Annotated in this window: 19 protein-coding genes and 3 pseudogenes; 15 read left to right on the forward strand and 7 right to left on the reverse strand. The window is 61.2% G+C overall.

Annotated features, from left to right (window positions below; all coding sequences use genetic code 11):
* The first annotated feature begins 556 nt into the window (after positions 1-556).
* The 5 genes from JCM21793_RS04730 to JCM21793_RS04755 all read left to right on the forward strand — a co-directional run bounded on the left by JCM21793_RS04730 (position 557) and on the right by JCM21793_RS04755 (position 2,841).
* On the forward strand, positions 557-928 hold the full coding sequence (locus JCM21793_RS04730) for a DUF2019 domain-containing protein (protein WP_025029626.1): 372 nt from the start codon (positions 557-559) through the stop codon (positions 926-928).
* A gap of 207 nt (positions 929-1,135) precedes the next feature.
* The gene (locus JCM21793_RS04740; protein ID WP_025029627.1) at positions 1,136-1,480 is read left to right on the forward strand and encodes a DUF2019 domain-containing protein; all 345 of its coding nucleotides are present in this window, start codon (positions 1,136-1,138) and stop codon (positions 1,478-1,480) included.
* Positions 1,481-1,573: 93 nt separating this feature from the next.
* On the forward strand, positions 1,574-1,951 hold the full coding sequence (locus JCM21793_RS04745; RefSeq protein ID WP_025029628.1) for a DUF2019 domain-containing protein: 378 nt from the start codon (positions 1,574-1,576) through the stop codon (positions 1,949-1,951).
* 82 nt (positions 1,952-2,033) lie between these two features.
* Complete coding sequence (locus tag JCM21793_RS04750) at positions 2,034-2,252, forward strand: DUF6500 family protein (RefSeq protein ID WP_025029629.1); 219 nt, start codon at positions 2,034-2,036, stop codon at positions 2,250-2,252.
* Between the two features lie 100 nt (positions 2,253-2,352).
* A complete protein-coding gene (locus tag JCM21793_RS04755) occupies positions 2,353-2,841 on the forward strand; it encodes a CreA family protein (protein WP_025029630.1) in 489 nt (162 codons plus the stop codon).
* Between the two features lie 51 nt (positions 2,842-2,892).
* On the opposite strand, the gene JCM21793_RS04760 is transcribed toward JCM21793_RS04755, so the two are convergent.
* Together JCM21793_RS04760 and JCM21793_RS04765 are read right to left on the reverse strand one after the other, a co-directional pair.
* Positions 2,893-3,228: a hypothetical protein gene (locus tag JCM21793_RS04760; RefSeq protein ID WP_007008360.1), complete on the reverse strand. Its 336-nt coding sequence runs from the start codon at positions 3,226-3,228 to the stop codon at positions 2,893-2,895.
* A gap of 100 nt (positions 3,229-3,328) precedes the next feature.
* The gene (locus tag JCM21793_RS04765) at positions 3,329-3,763 is read right to left on the reverse strand and encodes a PaaI family thioesterase (RefSeq protein ID WP_025029631.1); all 435 of its coding nucleotides are present in this window, start codon (positions 3,761-3,763) and stop codon (positions 3,329-3,331) included.
* A 117-nt stretch (positions 3,764-3,880) separates the two neighbouring features.
* Between JCM21793_RS04765 and paaA the strand changes: the two are divergent.
* The 6 genes and pseudogenes from paaA (at position 3,881) to JCM21793_RS30060 (ending at position 7,575) form a co-directional block, all read left to right on the forward strand.
* A pseudogene (gene paaA / locus JCM21793_RS24190) lies at positions 3,881-4,875 on the forward strand (1,2-phenylacetyl-CoA epoxidase subunit PaaA).
* Between the two features lie 5 nt (positions 4,876-4,880).
* Positions 4,881-5,168, forward strand: a complete 288-nt coding sequence (paaB, locus tag JCM21793_RS04775) for a 1,2-phenylacetyl-CoA epoxidase subunit PaaB (RefSeq protein WP_007008364.1) — start codon at positions 4,881-4,883, stop codon at positions 5,166-5,168.
* A complete protein-coding gene (gene paaC / locus JCM21793_RS04780) occupies positions 5,168-5,941 on the forward strand; it encodes a 1,2-phenylacetyl-CoA epoxidase subunit PaaC (protein WP_025029632.1) in 774 nt (257 codons plus the stop codon). Before paaB ends, paaC begins: the two co-directional genes overlap by 1 nt.
* Entirely contained in the window at positions 5,938-6,474 is a 537-nt protein-coding gene (paaD, locus tag JCM21793_RS04785; RefSeq protein ID WP_025029633.1) for a 1,2-phenylacetyl-CoA epoxidase subunit PaaD, read from the forward strand. The genes paaC and paaD overlap by 4 nt, the downstream gene beginning before the upstream one ends.
* Before the next feature lie 22 nt (positions 6,475-6,496).
* Entirely contained in the window at positions 6,497-7,159 is a 663-nt protein-coding gene (locus JCM21793_RS30055; RefSeq protein WP_244439663.1) for an FAD-binding oxidoreductase, read from the forward strand.
* The gene (locus JCM21793_RS30060; RefSeq protein ID WP_244439664.1) at positions 7,123-7,575 is read left to right on the forward strand and encodes a 2Fe-2S iron-sulfur cluster-binding protein; all 453 of its coding nucleotides are present in this window, start codon (positions 7,123-7,125) and stop codon (positions 7,573-7,575) included. Before JCM21793_RS30055 ends, JCM21793_RS30060 begins: the two co-directional genes overlap by 37 nt.
* Positions 7,576-7,989: 414 nt before the next feature.
* On the opposite strand, the gene JCM21793_RS04795 is transcribed toward JCM21793_RS30060, so the two are convergent.
* The 4 genes and pseudogenes from JCM21793_RS04795 to JCM21793_RS31160 form a co-directional block, all read right to left on the reverse strand.
* The gene (locus JCM21793_RS04795) at positions 7,990-9,636 is read right to left on the reverse strand and encodes a thiamine pyrophosphate-binding protein (protein ID WP_025029634.1); all 1,647 of its coding nucleotides are present in this window, start codon (positions 9,634-9,636) and stop codon (positions 7,990-7,992) included.
* Positions 9,633-10,808, reverse strand: a complete 1,176-nt coding sequence (locus JCM21793_RS04800; RefSeq protein WP_025029635.1) for a CaiB/BaiF CoA transferase family protein — start codon at positions 10,806-10,808, stop codon at positions 9,633-9,635. The genes JCM21793_RS04795 and JCM21793_RS04800 overlap by 4 nt, the downstream gene beginning before the upstream one ends.
* Positions 10,809-10,897: 89 nt before the next feature.
* Complete coding sequence (locus tag JCM21793_RS31155) at positions 10,898-11,359, reverse strand: serine aminopeptidase domain-containing protein (protein WP_306306727.1); 462 nt, start codon at positions 11,357-11,359, stop codon at positions 10,898-10,900.
* Between the two features lie 35 nt (positions 11,360-11,394).
* Positions 11,395-11,826: pseudogene (locus JCM21793_RS31160) on the reverse strand (alpha/beta fold hydrolase); the annotation flags it as partial.
* A gap of 101 nt (positions 11,827-11,927) precedes the next feature.
* Here JCM21793_RS31160 and ettA point away from each other — a divergent pair.
* Positions 11,928-13,575: pseudogene (gene ettA / locus JCM21793_RS24205) on the forward strand (energy-dependent translational throttle protein EttA).
* A gap of 240 nt (positions 13,576-13,815) precedes the next feature.
* A complete protein-coding gene (locus JCM21793_RS04815; RefSeq protein ID WP_025029636.1) occupies positions 13,816-14,937 on the forward strand; it encodes a beta-ketoacyl-ACP synthase III in 1,122 nt (373 codons plus the stop codon).
* Between the two features lie 13 nt (positions 14,938-14,950).
* Here JCM21793_RS04815 and JCM21793_RS04820 read toward each other — a convergent pair whose 3' ends face one another.
* A complete protein-coding gene (locus JCM21793_RS04820; RefSeq protein WP_025029637.1) occupies positions 14,951-15,286 on the reverse strand; it encodes a DUF2293 domain-containing protein in 336 nt (111 codons plus the stop codon).
* Between the two features lie 227 nt (positions 15,287-15,513).
* Here JCM21793_RS04820 and JCM21793_RS04825 point away from each other — a divergent pair, with 227 nt between their 5' ends.
* Entirely contained in the window at positions 15,514-16,533 is a 1,020-nt protein-coding gene (locus JCM21793_RS04825; protein ID WP_007008374.1) for an ArsR/SmtB family transcription factor, read from the forward strand.
* Positions 16,533-17,453, forward strand: a complete 921-nt coding sequence (gene metF / locus JCM21793_RS04830) for a methylenetetrahydrofolate reductase [NAD(P)H] (RefSeq protein ID WP_025029639.1) — start codon at positions 16,533-16,535, stop codon at positions 17,451-17,453. The genes JCM21793_RS04825 and metF overlap by 1 nt, the downstream gene beginning before the upstream one ends.
* Positions 17,454-17,548 lie beyond the last annotated feature (95 nt).

A 17,548-nucleotide genomic window follows, 5' to 3' on the forward strand; every position in this document is an offset into this window, starting at 1 on the left:
GGTGGACTGGGCCGGGCGGCGACTGGGGCGGACCTGCACGGGACGATGGCCGTGCGAAAATTGTGGCCGTCAGCGGCGATCCGGACGAGCCGAAGATCCCCCACAGAAGGCTAGCGCGGGCGCGTGAGCGCAATCGGATCGGCCGTGCTGCGGCCGGGTATCTGCGGACGCTTCCGCTTTGGCAGCAGTTTCGCTTTCTCGCGCGGGTCGGCTGGCTGGCGAACGAAGCCGGGCACACGATCCGATCCTACTCTGACGAGCCGCGCGCGCTGGAGGAACTTAAGGAACGTGCGACTGTACCGAGTTCGGGCTATGATATACATCATATAGTTGAGAAAACGCCGGCATATCGTGACGGATTTTCGCGGGAGATGATCGAGAGCCCCGACAACAAGGTGCTGGTTCCACGGTACAAGCATTGGGAGATCACGGCATGGTACGCCAAAAGAAATGGCAAGTTCGGTGGCCTCTCTCCTCGAGAGGCTCTCCGTAATGCCACTTGGCGCAGGCGGGTAGAGATAGGACTGTCGGCATTCAGGGAACATGGAGTTTTGAGATGACGGTGAAGAAGAGAAGTGAGCTCTCCGTCGATCAGATTATCCGGCGGTTTATCGACCTCAGCCTGACGCAGCATGAGGCTGTGCTATATCTCGAAACACGGCCCTACAATCGCGCTTATCTTAAGATTAAAGGTTTGGCGGAAGAACTGGAAGCACGCCCCGGTGATCAGCGGCATGTTCTGGTCGATCTTTTCGACCATCCAAACCCGCAAGTGCGTTTGAGCGCAGCCATATATGCCCATCCCCTTTTCCCAGGTCCGGCCATTAAGGTCGTTCAATCCATCATCGATGCCAAAAGACATCCACAGGAAGCGGAAGCCAGGACCGTGCTTGACTACTTGATCAATGGACCTCTTGAACCGGAATGATGGAGTTGTTGCGAAGATGACATCTCGACATCATACCGAAACCCAGGCCCGTTCATTGAACATGCTGGATGGGTTGGACGCTTGGATAGGTCTGCTGCCAAATCCAATGATTTGGGAGGATTCTTGTTTCAGCAACTTCTTCGAGGGCTTCAGGGCGCGGGCGGGTAGAGGCCGGTCTTTTGCGTTGCAGCGGCTTGGAATTTTCAAATGATGACGAGACGCAAGAATAACGCTCCCGTCGACGAGATGCTGCAACGCTTCATAGAACTGAGCCTGACGCAGCATGAGGCGCTGCTATATCTTGAGACCGGGCCTTACAATCGCGCTTATATGAAAATCAAAAAGCTGGTTGAAGAACTGGAAGCGCGCCCCGGCGATCAGCGTCATGCGCTGATCGAACTGTTTGATCACGACAATCCTCAAGTGCGGCTGAACGCCGCCAAACATGCCCACCCTCTTTATCCGGATAAGGCCATTCAGATTGTTCAATCCATCATTGATGCCAAGCGCTTCCGCAGGAAGTCTATGCCAAGGATGTACTTTCATTTCTGATGTATGGATCACGGTTTGGGCGAAGGTAGAAAGCCGCCGGGAGGAACGCGAATTGATGGGGCGATATGCACTGAGAGAGTTTGGAGTGCTGAAATGAAGTCCAAAGCCGCTCGTCTTGCAAACCAGTCGGACGATAGCCTCATCGCGCGTGCCGCTGAAATTGGTGCGGAACAGGACCATGCGCTGCTGGGAAATGAAATTGCCCGCTACAACAGACTTTTCGATGAGTTGATGGGAATCGAAGAAGAACTGCGTGCGCGGCCAGGAGATCGGCGGCGGCTGTTCGTCAAACTCTATGAACATCGAAACATGCAGGTGCGTCTGAATTCCGCCAAGGCGACCCTCGCCGTTGCGCCGCAGGAGGCGCGGGCGCTCCTGGAGTGGATCGCGGAATCGAAGCATAATCCACAAGCTGGCGATGCCGGGATGTGCCTCTGGGCGCTGGATGAAGGGATCTTCGTTCCGGAATGAGTTTCAGCAAATCCAGTGGGCGCAGCCTTCGTCTTGGATCAGCAGAGAAAAAAACACCATCCTGGTCAGAAGGATACCGCACATGCGGCCAGCGCTCAGGGCGAAAGCCATTGCCATCTGCGAAGAGAAAATCGCGAAGAAGGGCGAGGGCGTCGGGCTCTCTTTCTATGCCTTCTTCGCCAACAGGAATGACGATCCCGAACTGCTCATGGAAGCGGCGGAATGGTGGATCAGAACGCACGCGCTGGATCATTTCGAAAAGGCGGTGAAAATTCGCGACATGATCCGGTCCGGCAAATAGTCACCGCTTTCCCGAATGGTTCGTGCCCCCGGCGCATTCCATTCGCGCCGGTCAGTCCCCATATTGGGGGCATCCGAGTTTGAACCGTTTGAGACAGGCCATGCGTTTTTCCCTCCCGACCCTTGCCGCATCACTCATCGCGTCCGTTTTCATCGCAGCCCCCGCATCCGCCGAGCAGGTGGGCGAAATCGGTGTCGACTGGCTCGGCAACGACATTATCATCGAGGCCGTGCGCGATCCCAAGGTCGAGGGCGTGACCTGCCACGTCACCTATTTCGACCGGGGTGTGATCGACCGTCTGCAGAAGGGGAACTGGTTCGAGGATCCGTCAAATTCCTCCATTTCCTGCCGCCAGACCGGTCCTATCGTTGTTGGTGACATCGATCTTGGCGAAGATGGCGAGGAGGTGTTCAAGCAGCGCCAGTCGCTGATCTGGAAGTCCGTCGTCGTCAAGCGCATTTATGACGAGAAGAATGACACGCTGATCTATCTTTCCCACGCTCGCCAGGTGCAGGACGGTTCGGCCAAGATGGCGATCTCGACCGTGCCACTCTACGCGCAGGAAGCGGTCTGGACAGAAGAGAAATAGGCTGTCGCAGGAGGCGGGTGCGGTCTGCGCACCCGCAGATGTCAATGCCGTCTATTGAGATTCGGCAAGTCGAGGCCTGTCGTATGGGCACCACCAGTACGCGCGGTAGACACAGTTGCCCTGTGCGTCGCCAAAAGCGTGATAGGTGCGCTTGAAGCGCTTTTCTTCGATGCCGAAAAGGGCGGCCACCTCGGCGATCTGAAAATCGTTGAGCCCGGCTTTCGCAAGATCCCCGAAATAAATCTTTGAAACAAAGCCGTTTTCGTCAAAATCCAGGCAATGACGGAAGAAGGAGATTTCCTCATTGCTGAGGATCGAAAGGTGCGATGAATCAAGCTTCTGGTCGTCCCCGCAAAATTCATCGAAATCTTCAAATGATCTGATCATAACTTTCCTCCACGGCGCAATTGCAGTGAGAATTGCAAGGTCAGGCTACTTTAATTTTGACTGAACTGTCACTCGAAATAAAACGTGCGGTCGTGGAAGTTTATCCGTCAAGATATGCGTAAGCACCAGTTGCCGTGAAGGCGAGGCGGGTGTCGCCCTCGGCTCGCATCTCCACCCGCACATAGGCCATGCGCCTTCCGTTCGACAGAACCTCGACCCGGATCGCCACCGGACCGGGTTTGAGTGGCCGAATGAAATGCGTGGTCATGTCCACCGTGGTGCAGGTGCGGAAGCGGCCATTGGCTGCGGAAAGGGCCGCCACCGCGCATGTATCGGCTGCCGAGGCGGTCGCCTGTCCACAGACGACACCGCCGGCATGCGCAAGGTCCACGTTTTCCGGCAGGCGGAAGTCCGCGCCCGTTTCGTCGGCTGAAAGCGCTTCTATTTCAAGGGCCGCGATCCATGGTGCGAACACCGTTGCAAGCGTGTCGCGCGCGGCCTTGAGGGCCGCCTCTCCGGTGGTCGTTTCGCTCATCTGTCCTCCATTCGCGAAAAAGCGTTACGAAATATTGCAAGTTTAGAGAATTTTTGTTACATATCGAATGTGGGCTTTGCCCCGCCCTGAGCCGCGCGTGAGCATGGAGGACGAGCGATGTATAGCCAAGGGCTTATCGGCGCGAAAACCGATACCACCGAAGACGAGGCCTTTCTCGCCGCCTTTCAGGCGCGGGTCGATGCCGAAGAGAAGATCGAGCCCAACGACCCGATGCCGGAGGGTTATCGCAAGACGCTCGTTCGCCAGATCGGCCAGCACGCGCATTCCGAGATCGTCGGCATGCTGCCGGAGGGCAACTGGATCACGCGCGCGCCGTCGCTGCGCCGCAAGGCGGCCCTGCTTGCCAAGGTGCAGGATGAGGGCGGCCACGGGCTCTATCTCTATTCCGCCGCCGAAACGCTGGGCGTCTCGCGCGAGGAAATGACCGAAGAGCTTCTGTCCGGCAAGGCAAAATATTCCTCCATCTTCAACTATCCGACGCAGACCTGGGCCGACATCGGCGCGATCGGCTGGCTGGTGGATGGCGCGGCCATCATGAACCAGATCCCGCTTTGCCGCTGTTCCTACGGCCCCTATGCCCGCGCCATGATCCGGGTGTGCAAGGAAGAGAGCTTCCATCAGCGCCAGGGCTACGAGATCATGATGACGCTGGCGCGTGGCACGCCCGAGCAAAAGGAGATGGCGCAGGATGCGCTGAACCGCTGGTGGTGGCCCTCGCTCATGATGTTCGGTCCTTCGGACGGTGACAGCCAGCACAGCGACCAGTCGATGAAATGGAAGATCAAGCGGTTCACCAATGACGAGCTGCGCCAGAAATTCGTCGATGCGACGGTGCCGCAGGGCGAGTTCATCGGCCTGACCTTTCCCGATCCCGACCTCAAGTGGAACGATGAGAAGGGCTCTTACGATTTCGGCCCCATCGACTGGGACGAGTTCTGGCGCGTGGTGAAGGGGCATGGGCCCATGAACCGCGAGCGCATCGAGGCCCGGCGGAAAGCTGGGATGATGGCGCATGGGTGCGCGAGGCGGCACTCGCGCATGCGGAAAAACGGAAAGCCCGCCGCGAAGCGGCGAAAATGGCGGCGGAGTGAGCCACATGACGAAGAACCTGATCCCCCTTTGGGAAGTTTTTATCCGCCCGCGCAACGGGCTGGCCCACAAGCATTGCGGTTCTGTTCATGCCGCCGACGAGGTGATGGCGCTTCAGGCCGCGCGCGATGTCTATACGCGCCGGGGTGAGGGCACCTCCATCTGGGTCGTGCCGTCGTCTGCGATCACCGCGTCGGACCCGGAAAACAAGGACGAGAATTTCGAGCCGTCTCTCTCGAAGGTCTACCGTCACCCGACCTTCTACGACATTCCTGAAGATGTGGGGCATATGTGATGGCCGCCGCTTCTCCCGTTTCCGGCGAGATGCTGACGGCGTTTCTGCTGCGGCTTGCCGACGATCATCTGATCTTAGGTCACCGGCTTTCGGAGTGGTGCGGTCACGCGCCCATGCTGGAAGAAGACCTCGCCATGCCAAACATGGCGCTCGATCTCATCGGTCAGGCGCGGTCGCTCTACCAGTATGCCGGCGAGGCTGAAGGCAAGGGCCGCGACGAGGATCAACTGGCCTATGTGCGCCGCGAACGTGAATATGTGAACTGCCTGATGGCCGAGCGCCAGAACGGCGATTTCGCGCACACCATGCTGCGCCAGTTCTATTTCGCAGCCTTCATGCAGCCTCTCTGGCAGGCCATAATGTCGTCGACCGACGCGCGGCTGGCGGGCATTGCCGCCAAGGCCGAGAAGGAAGTCGCCTATCACATTCGCCATGCCGGCGAATGGGTGGTGCGCCTTGGCGATGGCACTGAGGAAAGCACGCGCCGCATGAAGGCGGCGGTCGAGGCGCTCGCTCCCTACGTGGACGAGCTGTTCGAGAGCGACGAGGTTTCGCGGGCTGTGGCCGAGGCTGGCATCGCGCCCGATCCGTCCACTTTGCGACCTGCCTTCGACGCCATCGTCGGTCCAGTGTTCGCCGAAGCGGGGCTCGACTGGGTGGAAACGCCCTATGGCCAGACCGGCGGTCGGCAGGGCCGCCATGGCGAGGCGCTGGGCTTCCTGCTTGCAGAACTGCAATACATGCAGCGCACCTATCCGGGGATGACGTGGTGATCGGCGAAACGGTGGTGACGGCCTTTCCTTCAGGCCGCCTTTTCCCCGCAGGCGGGGAGAAGGAAGAGCGCGCCTATAGCGCCGCCGCCGCTGTGGTCGATCCGGAAATCCCCGCCGTCACCATTGCCGAACTCGGCATCCTGCGCGGTGTCGAGATGGATGGCGATGTGGCCGTCGCCCGCGTCACGCCCACCTATACGGGTTGCCCGGCGGTGCTCGCCATTGAACTGGCGGTGGAAACGGCGCTGCGTGAAGCGGGTTTCGAACCGCGCGTGGAGCGCGTCATTTCGCCCGCCTGGACGACGGACTGGATCACGGAGGAGGGGCGCGAAAAGCTGCGCGCCTATGGCATCGCGCCACCCGTAAAAGCCTCCAACTCCATTCGCGCGCTGTTTGGCGAGACGGAAGTGGCGTGCCCGCGCTGCGGCTCGCTTGAGACCGCGCGCATTTCCGAATTCGGCTCCACGGCCTGCAAGGCGCTTTACCGCTGCCAGAGCTGCCACGAGCCTTTCGACTATTTCAAATGTATCTGACCGACCCCAGACCGAGGTGACCATGGCCCCGCGTTTTCACGATCTGAAAGTGACCTCCATCGAGCGGCAGACCCCTGAAGCCGTGGCGATCGCCTTTGAAATCCCGGCGGATCAGGTGGAGGCGTTTGCCTTCACGCCCGGCCAGTATCTGACGCTTGCCACCGAAATTGACGGCAAGGAAGCCCGCCGCTCCTATTCCATCTGTTCCGCGCCCGGCGATCCCTATCTGCGCGTCGGCGTGAAGAAAGTTGCCGACGGCCGCTTCTCCACCTTCGTCAACGATGTGCTTTCCGTCGGCGACACGATCCGCGTGATGCCGCCGCAGGGCCGTTTTACCGCGCTCAAGGGCGAGCGCCACGATTACCTTCTCTTCGCCGCCGGCTCCGGCATCACGCCGATGCTTTCCATCGCCCGCACGGTTCTGGCCCATGAGCCCGACAGCACGATCACGCTGGTCTATGGCAACCGCTCCACCGAGACGATCATGTTTCTTGAGGAACTGAATGACCTCAAGGACCGCTATATGGGCCGCTTCACGCTGATCCACCTTCTGTCGCGCGAAACGCAGGATGTGGACATTCTGAACGGCCGCATCGAGCTTCGCGCGTCGGCGAACTCGCCGATGGCGGCCTCATCGAGCCCGCCGCCATGGATGGCGTGTTCCTGTGCGGCCCCGGCGAGATGATCGACGCGGTATCCGGCACGCTTCAGACCATGGGTGTGGAGCGGGACCGCATCCGCTTCGAGCGCTTCACGCCGTCGGGCGAAGCGCCGGCCCCGCGCAAGGCGTCGAAGGCCGCGCGTGAGGCTGTTCAGGAAGGTGTTGCGGTCGAAGTCGTGGTCGATGGCGTGCGCCGCAGCTTTTCCATGCAGGATGCCGATGGCACCGTGCTTGACGCGGCCCACAAGGCCGGCATCGAACTGCCTTATTCCTGCGCCGGCGGCATGTGCTGCACCTGCCGCTGCCGCGTGGTGGAGGGGCAGTCGGAAATGGCGGTGAACTTTTCGCTGGAACCCTGGGAAGTCGAAGCCGGCTTCACGCTCGCCTGCCAGACCCGCCCCACGGCAAAAAAGCTGGTCCTCGATTTCGACGCCGCCTGACCAGCGCGCTTCTGGGTTCCGCGTGTCAGCCAATGACACGCTCGTTCTCCCCGCTGGCGGGGAGAAGGTCCCGGCAGGGGGATGAGGGACAAGCGTCTGCTCTTATTGATTTCACGCTGCACCCTCCATGCCGCCCCCGCCCTTCGACAGGCTCAGGATGAGGGCTGTGTTGGTGAGGGCTGTGTTGGTGGATGAGCTTTGCTGAGAGCGGCTCTTAGATTACGAATGGTTTCAAACAGGCTGAGCAATCTTCCAGCCCGTTTCGCACTCTATGCAGAAACCTAATTACAGTCTCGCCCATTCGAAGCCACAACGGTTGATCTGCCTTCTCCCTCATCCTGAGCTCGTCGAAGGGCGGGGGAGAAGGCACGCGCTGCCGGTGCCACAGGCTCACGCCCGAAGCACACATCAACCTCAGCGCTTCTCGCGAATATCCGTGAGCGTCTTTGCCGGCGTGATAGCTTCCGGGTCGAGCTTGATCTCGATCAGCGCCGCTTTCCCGCTCGCCTGCGCGCGCTCGAAGGCGGCTGCAAAGTCCTCGGTCTTTTCCACCGTCTCGCCATGCCCGCCATAGGCGCGGGCGAGGGCTGCGAAATCGGGGTTGTTGATCGAGGTGCCGGAAACGCGGCCGGGATATTCGCGCTCCTGATGCATGCGGATCGTGCCGTAAATGCCGTTGTTCACCACCACCACGATGATCGGCAGGTTCTCCTGCACGGCGGTGGCGAATTCCTGACCGTTCATCATGAAGCAGCCATCGCCGGCAAAGGCCAGCACCGGGCGTTCGGGAAAGAGCGCCTTCGCGGCCACGGCCGCCGGCGTGCCGTAGCCCATGGAACCGGAGGTCGGCGCGCCCTGCGTGGCGAAACGGCGGAAGCGATGAAAGCGATGCACCCAGGTGGCGTAATTGCCCGCACCATTGGTGAAGATCGCATCGTCCGGCAAAACGCTTTCGAGATAGTCCATGATCGGGCCCATCTGCACCGCGCCGGGACCGGTCTTCGGCGGGGTCGACCAGTCGAGATAGGCCTGATGCAGACGCTCGGTTTCCGCCGCCCATGGCGCGTCGCTCGGCGCAAGTGCGGCAAATGCCTCCGCGAAAGCGGCTGCCGAAGCGTTGATCGCAAGTGTCGGGCGGTAAACGCGACCCAGTTCGCCGGCGTCGGCGTGCACATGCACCAGCTTCTGTTCGGGATAGGGGCTCTTGATGAGCGAGTAGTCGGAGGACGGCATTTCGCTGAACCGGCCACCAACGAGCAGCACCAGGTCGGCTTCCTTGATTGCCGCCGCAAGCTTCGGGTTCGCGCCGATGCCCACATCGCCCGCATAGGAGGGATGCAGATGATCGAACAGCATTTGCCGGCGGAACGAGCAACCAACGGGCAGGGACCACGCTTCCGCCGCCTTCTGGAAGTCGGCCACGGCCTTCTCGTTCCAGCGTGAGCCGCCGAGAATGACGAAGGGACGCTTGGCGTCCTTCAGAAGCGCCGCAAGCTCTTCCATTTCGGCGTTGCCCGGACGTGTTTCGACCGGCGTGAAGGGCTGTGGTGCGGGCGCATCCACCATATCTGTCAGCATGTCTTCCGGAAGCGAAATCACCACTGGACCGGGGCGACCGGAGGTGGCGACCGAGAAGGCGCGCGTCAGGATTTCGGGAATCCGGGCCGCATCGTCGATTTCGGTCGCCCATTTGGCGATGGGGCCGAAGAAGGCGCGGTAATCCACTTCCTGAAACGCCTCGCGTTCACGCGCGTGGCTCGCCACCTGTCCGATGAACAGGATCATCGGCGTGGAGTCCTGCATGGCGATGTGGATGCCAGGCGAAGCGTTGGTCGCGCCGGGGCCGCGCGTGACGAAGCAGATGCCGGGCTGGCCGGTCAACCGCCCGTGACAGTCGGCCATCATTGCCGCGCCGCCTTCCTGACGGCAGACGATGTTGCGGATTTTTGAATCGTGTAGCGCGTCGAGCACCGCCAGGTAGCTTTCGCCCGGCACGCTGAAAATGCGGTCGACGCCATTGGCTTCAAGGCTGTCGACGATGAGCTGGCCGCCGGTCTTCATTCGCTGTCGTCTCCGATTTCGCGCAGGATCTCTGCTGTGTGTTCGCCAAGCCTTGGGCTTGGCCGTTCATAGGAAAGCGGGGTTTTGGAAAGGGCGATGGGCGCGCGCACCGAAGGCAGCGCCGTGCCGTGTCCGTCATCGAGCGAAAGCTGCATGCCGCGCGCCTTCACCTGCGGATCGTCGAACATTTCCTCAATGGTGTTGATCGGGCTTGCCGGCACCGCATTGGCGTCGAACCTGCCCAAAAGCTCCGCCTTTTCCCAGCCCGCCAGTGTGGCGACGATGCGCTCACGCAGCGCTGCGCGGTTGGCCACGCGCGCCGGGTTGGTTGCAAAGCGTTTGTCTTCCGGCAGGTCGCCAAGGCCGACGATCTTGCAGAAGCGCTGGAACTGGCCGTCATTGCCCACGGCGAGGATGATGTGCCCGTCCTTCACCGGCAGCACCTCATAGGGCGCGATGTTCATATGCGCATTGCCCATCTGCACCGGGCTGTTGCCGGAGATGAGATAGTTCATGTTCTGGTTGGCAAGCACCGCCACCTGGCTGTCGAGCAGCGCCATGTCGATCATCTGGCCTTCGCCGGTCGCTTCCGCATGGCGCAGGGCGGCCTGAATGGCGATCACCGAGTAGAGCCCGGTGAAGATGTCGCTCACCGCCACGCCCACCTTCTGCGGCTCGCCGCCCGGCGCGCCGGTGATGGACATCAGGCCCGACATGCCCTGAATGATGAAGTCGTAGCCCGCGCGTGGCGCATAGGGGCCGGTCTGGCCGAAGCCGGTGATGGAGCAGTAGACGAGGCGCGGGTTGATGGCTTTCAGGCTTTCATAATCGAGCCCGTATTTTTTGAGACCACCCAGCTTGAAATTCTCGATCAGAACGTCGGCGGTGGCGATCAGCTTTTTCAGCTTCCTGGCCTCTTCCGGTTTCGAGAAGTCGAGCGCGATGGATCGCTTGCCCCGGTTGCACGAATGGTAATAGGCGGCCGAAAGGTTCTCGCCATCCGCACCTTCCACGAAGGGCGGTCCCCATTTGCGGGTGTCGTCGCCGCCATTGGGGTTTTCGACCTTGATGACATCGGCGCCCAGATCGGCCAGAACCTGACCTGCCCATGGGCCGGCCAGAATGCGCGCCAGTTCGATGACGCGAACGCCCTTCAGGGGTGGGTTGTTCATGATCGCCCGCAGCCCTCCAATATTCATGTGCTTTTGAGTAGCAAACGGCCCGGTGGCCTTCCAGATGCGCAGACCGCATTATTTCGGCATTAATTGATGAGTTTTCCGGCCCAGTGGACAAAATCCTCCATTGCCTTTTCCCGGCCGATTTCGTTGAGAGATTCGTGCCGGAAACCGTCGTAAATCGTTGTTTCCAGATTCGAAAAGCCACTCTCTCGCAGTCGGCTTTCGAGCTTGCGCACGATCTTCCCGCCTTTGGTGGAGGGGTCCTCGCTGCCGCCGACGAGCATGAAGGGCAATGTCTTGCGGGCGGCCTCCAGTGCCGCATTGTCGGCCGCCTTCAGGCTGAGATCGAACAGCGCGGTCCAGATGCCGATGGACGCCTCCCAGCCGGAGAGGGGGTCTGCGATATATTTGTCCACTTCGCTCTCATCCCGCGACAGCCAGTCGGCATCGGTACGCCGGTCGGGAAAGGCACGCGCCCAATTGGCGAAGGTGAGTTTCGGCAACAGCGTGAGGGAACGTCCGAGCCCAGCCGGAAACGCTCCCATGCGAGCACTGCCTTCCCGGCAAGCGCCTCGGCCCGCGTTGCAAGTGGCGCGTTCCAGATCGCCGCGCCAGCGAGGCGGTGGCCATTGCGGAGCGCATAGTTGATCGCGATCATGGCGCCCATGGAGTGGCCGAAAATGATGATCGGGAGGCCGGCACGCTCCTGAGCAATGTGTCTGTGGACGGCTTCCACGTCCTTCAGAAGCGTTCCGGCGGTCGCCTTTGGCCCGATATGACCGAGCGGAGCACCCGGCGCCGTGGTCGCTCCATGGCCGCGATGGTCATGCGCATAGACGTCGAAACCGTTTTCAGACAGAAAATCCGCAAAACCGGCATAGCGGGCCGCATGCTCTGCAACACCATGGTTGATCTGAACCGCGGCACGGACCTTTCCACTCGCCCGGCGCGTGAAAAGGCGCAGATCGGAGCCGGCCGGCGTTACGAGCCGGGTTTCAGCATCGAAGCCCATCTTCCCTCCGTGCAGCGGATTGCCCCGCCGCTTCGTTTGGCCTACATACGCTGCGCAACAGGTTCCCCCCAATTCGAGTGAGACGGAGCGCGACGAGCCACATGGCACGCCAATTCATCTACCACATGTCGGGCCTCAGCAAGGCCTATGGCTCCAAGAAGGTTCTTGAGAACGTTCACCTGTCCTTCTACGGATGCCAAGATCGGCATTCTCGGCCCCAACGGCGCGGGTAAATCGACGGTGCTCAGGATCATGGCCGGCCTCGACAAGGAATTCACCGGCGAAGCATGGCTCGCCGAAGGCGCGACCTGCGGATACCTTCCGCAGGAGCCCCAGCTTGACCCGGCCCTCGACGTGATGGGCAATGTGATGGAGGGCGTCGCCGCCAAGAAGGCGATCCTCGACCGCTATAACGAACTGATGATGGACTATTCCGACGAGACGGCGGAGGAGGCATCCCAGCTTCAGGACCAGATCGACAGCCAGAACCTCTGGGACCTGGAAAGCCAGGTGGAGATGGCCATGGAGGCGCTGCGCTGCCCGCCGGGCGATGCGTCCATCGATCATCTTTCCGGCGGTGAGAAGCGTCGTGTGGCGCTGTGCCAGCTTCTCCTGCGGCAGCCCGATCTCCTTCTGCTGGATGAGCCGACCAACCATCTTGACGCCGAAACGACGGCGTGGCTTGAAAAGCACCTGCGTGAATATCCAGGCGCCGTGCTGATCATCACCCACGACCGCTACTTCCTCGACAATGTCACGGGCTGGATTCTTGAGCTCGACCGCGGTCGCGGCATTCCCTATGAAGGCAACTACACGGCCTATCTGGAAGCCAAGGCCAAGCGCATGAAACAGGAAGGCCGTGAGGAAGCCGCTCGCGAGAAGGCGCTTGCGCGCGAGCGCGAGTGGATGGCCGCCAGCCCCAAGGCCCGTCAGGCCAAGTCGAAGGCGCGTATCCGCGCCTATGACGAGCTGGTCCAGTCTGCCGCCGACCGCCGTCCCGGCGATGCGCAGATCATCATTCCGGCCGGCGAGCGGCTCGGCAATGTGGTCATCGAGGCCGAAGGGCTTTCCAAGGGCTATGGCGACCGCCTGCTGATCGACGGTCTTGACTTCAAGCTTCCGCCCGGTGGCATTGTCGGCGTGATCGGTGCCAACGGCGCGGGCAAGACCACGCTGTTCCGCATGATTACCGGGCAGGAAAAGCCCGATGCCGGCGAGATCCGCGTCGGTGAGACCGTCAAGCTCGGCTATGTCGACCAGAGCCGCGACTCGCTCAACCCCGACAAGACGGTCTGGGAAGAGATTTCCGGCGGCAACGATGTCATCAAGCTCGGCGCTCATGAGGTGAACAGCCGCGCCTATTGCTCGTCCTTCAACTTCAAGGGCGGCGACCAGCAGCAGAAAGTCGGATCGCTCTCCGGCGGTCAGCGCAACCGTGTTCACATGGCCAAGCTGCTCAAGGAAGGCGGCAATGTGCTGCTGCTCGACGAACCGACCAACGACCTCGACACCGAGACGCTGGCCGCGCTCGAAGACGCGCTGGAAAACTTCGCCGGCTGCGCCGTCATTATCTCGCACGATCGCATGTTCCTCGATCGCCTCGCCACCCACATCCTGGCCTTCGAGGGCGACAGCCATGTGGAATGGTTCGAGGGCAACTTCGAGGATTACGAGCAGGACAAAATCCGCCGCCTCGGCCCCGACAGCGTCAATCCGAAGCGGGTGACCTACAAGCGGCTGACGCGGTAGACAGGCGCGGTCTTGTCGGTAAAATGTTTCCGGGAGGGGCCTCGGCCCCTTCATCATTTTGACATTTAGATTCTGTTTGAGTGTTTCAATCAGTATCGGATCGTGAACGTCCGCGAGCGTGTTTCCTTGACACCATGGCGTTTCAGCGTAAATCCGCCTTGAAGGCAAACACAGGCACGGATCATGCTGCGCACCAGCGAGCAAGAGGCTTCAGATTTTGCACCGCACCACTCCAACGCCATGACGCGCGTCTGCGTTGGCGGGATTGGCGTCGAAATCCCCGAAGCGTCCATTTCCAATGAAGAGCTGGTCGACAGCTTCAACGCGTGGGTCGATGCGGAAAACCCGAATCGCGAGGCGAGGGGGCTGCCGCCTCTGGCGAAGTCCGATGCGGAGTTCATCGAGCATGCTTCCGGCATCAGGCAGCGTCACGTCTATGAGCGTGACGGCATTCTCGATCCCGCGCGCATGGCGCCCAATATTCCTGCCCGGGCCGACGACGAGCTTTCCGTCATGGCCGAGTTCGGCGCTGCCGCAGCCAGAAAGGCGCTCGCCCATGCCGGTGTCGAGGCGCGCGATGTCGATCTCGTCATCTGTGCTTCCGCCCATCATCAGCGGCCCTATCCGGCCATTGCCATCGAAATCCAGAAAGCGCTTGGCACCAGCGGTGCAGGCTTCGACATGGGGCTTGGCTGTTCCTCGGCGCTCGCCGGTCTGCATGTGGCGACCAATCTCGTCCGCTCCGGCGCGCATCGCCGTGTGCTCGTCGTCACGCCGGAGCTCATCACCGCGCATCTCAATTTCCGCGACCGGCAGACCCATTTCATCTTCGGCGACGCGTCCGTGGCCGTTCTCGTCGAGGCGTTGGGCGCCAGCGAAGAGCGGCCCGGGCGTTTCGAGATTGTCGACACGCGCAGCTGGACCCAGTTTTCCAACAACATCCGCACTAATTTCGGCTTCATGAGTCGTCTGGCGCAGGAGGATCCGTCCTATCTCGCCATGGAAGGCAATCTCATCAAGCAGAATGGCAACAAGGTCTTCAAGGACGTGACCATTGCCGGTCACAAGTTCATTGTCGACTTTCTGGCGGAGCACGGCCACACGCCGGAGACGATGCGCCGCTTCTGGCTGCATCAGGCGAATGCCCGCATGAACGCCATGATCCTCAAGCTCGCCTTCGGTGGCGAGGTGGGACAGGATCGTGCCCCCACGGTGCTCGACCGGCTGGGCAACACCGCTGCCGCCGGCGCGATCATCGCGCTTGAGGAAACACATCGCGACATGAAGCCCGGCGAGCACGGTCTGCTCTGCGCCTTCGGTGCGGGCTACTCCATCGGCGGTGCGCTTCTGCGCATGATGTAGGCGCGGCTGCTTTTCAATCCTGCCGGGCTTCCAGCCCGTCTTCTTCTTCCGGGGCCAGCAGGCGGGTGGCGCGCCAGCGCGTGAGCACTGTGTTGATGTCATCGACGATAAAATGGCGGGCGGCGTCCCGGTCGTAACCGTCTTCGAGCATGGAATCGTAATCCGTATGCTCATGGCGGATATGGGTGATCGTTGCCAGCCATACCGCTATTGCCGGCGGCAGGGTGCGTAGCTTGCGGTCATTGGCCCTGTCGCGGATCACTTCGGCATCGGCCATGGGCGCCCATGGAATAAGCAGCGTCAACGCCTTGTCGACCGATTTGCGCCGCCCGGTGGATGCCCGCTTCATATTCTGGAACCTGTTCCCGCACGCCTTCTGCGCATTGCCGCATAGAGCATCGGACCGAAAAGTGGAAACCGGTTTTCGGATTGTTCCGATGCTCCATTAAAAGTTTGGATCGTCCTTTGTGCGTCCGGATGGACGCACGGCGATCTAGTGTGAACATTGAACCCTGTCATCTTGCCAAGCAAGCCCAAACGATATAAACATATCTTTATATGTATTGGGAGAAGCGCATGCTCATGCGTCCGGCAATTCATCTCGACCAGATGGTCGACACGTTGAAGGCGGCGGCCGAAACCAGCCGCCTGCGTATCCTTGCGCTCCTTTCGCAGGGTGATCTGACCGTGACCGACCTGACAGAGATTCTCGGCCAGTCGCAGCCGCGCGTTTCCCGTCATCTGAAGCTCCTGCTCGAGGCGCAGCTCATCGTTCGCTATCAGGAAGGGTCCTGGGCTTATTTTCGCCTGTCGGATGCCGATGCGGCGCGTGAATTCGTCGATGGTGTCGTTGGTCGGCTCGACCAGGCCGATGCCGTCATCGAGCGCGATCTGGAGCGTCTCGGGGCCATCAAGCGCCGGCGTGAGGAGAGAGCGGCGGAGTATTTTTCGCAGAATGCGGCGAGCTGGGATCAGATTCGCTCGCTCCACGTGCCCGATAAGGCCGTGGAGGAAGAGCTTTTGAAACTCATCGGCGCGCGGCCGTTCCAGTCCATGGTGGACCTTGGTACCGGCACGGGCCGTATGCTGGAACTCTTTGCGCCGCTCTATCAGCGCGCTGTCGGTATCGATCTTTCCCGAGAGATGCTGGCGGTGGCGCGGGCAAATCTCGATCGTGCCGGCATCGCCCACGCGCAGGTGCGGCTTGGCGATATTTCGGCACCGCAGCTAGAGCGCGATGCGCATGATCTGGTGACCATCCACCAGGTGCTGCATTACATCGACAGACCGGCTGTGGCCATTCGAGAGGCCGCCCGGCTGCTCCGACCGGGTGGGCGTCTTGTGATTGTCGATTTCGCGCCACATGAGCACGAGTTCCTGCGCGAGGAACATGCCCATATGCGGCTCGGGCTGGCCGACAGCCAGATTGCCGAGTGGCTTGAAGAGGCCGAGCTAGACCTCACCGAAACACTGGAATTTGCGCCACGGGGCGAGGCTGGAGAGGGCCTGACGGTCAAGCTCTGGCTTGCCCACGACCGGCGCATGCAGATTGCCGACGGCATAGTGCCGTCGTTTGCCCAAAAGGAGACGGCTTGATGCCGCAACAGCGTTTTTCCCGCCAGCCCGACGTGGCCGGCAAACTCCGTGTGTCGTTCGAGTTCTTCCCGCCGAAGACCGACACGATGGAGGCCCGGCTCTGGGAGACGGTGCAGCGTCTGGAACCCCTGGCCCCGTCCTTTGTCTCCGTCACCTATGGTGCGGGTGGCTCTACCCGTGAGCGCACGGCCCGCACGGTCAGGCGCATTCTCGACGAGACCAGCCTCACGCCGGCCGCGCACATGACCTGTGTCGATGCTTCGCGTGAGGATGTCGACCAGGTGGTGGGCGAGTTTGTCGATATGGGCGTAAAGCGCTTCGTGGCGCTGCGCGGCGATCCGAGCGCCGGTGTCGGAGCAGCATACCGCCCGCATCCCGACGGCTACGCCAATGGCGCGGAGCTGGTGGGAGCGATGAAGCGTCAGGGCGATTTCGACATTTCGGTGTCGGCCTATCCCGAGAAGCATCCGGAAAGCCCGGACTTCGCCACCGATATCGACATGCTCAAACGCAAGGTCGACAACGGGGCGACGCGTGCCATCACCCAGTTCTTCTTCGACAACGATCACTATGAACGCTATGTCGAGCGTGCGCGGCGCGCGGGCATCTACATTCCCATCGTGCCGGGCATTCTGCCGGTGCACAATTTCACACAGGTTGCCAATTTCGCCGGGCGTTGCGGCGCCAGTGTTCCCGGCTGGCTGGCCGAGCGTTTCGAGGGGCTGGAAGACGAGCCGCAGATTCATGCGCTTGTGGCTTCGGCCGTCGCTGCCGAGCAGGTGCTCGACCTTATGGAACGCGGGATTGACGATTTCCACTTCTACACGATGAACCGGGCCGATCTCGCCTATGCGGTCTGCCACATGATCGGCATTCGTCCGCGTCCCAGCAAGGGCCTGGAACAACCTGCCGCCGCATAAAATAAAGGGCCGGATCGACCGGCCCTTTCTCGTATCGTATCAACAAATTCCGGATCCGCTGCCTTGAAGGTGGCTGCTCCGGTCATGCGTTTACG

The organism is Nitratireductor aquibiodomus NL21 = JCM 21793 (assembly GCF_000615975.1).
In the GTDB taxonomy this organism is placed as follows: Bacteria; Pseudomonadota; Alphaproteobacteria; order Rhizobiales; family Rhizobiaceae; genus Nitratireductor; species Nitratireductor aquibiodomus.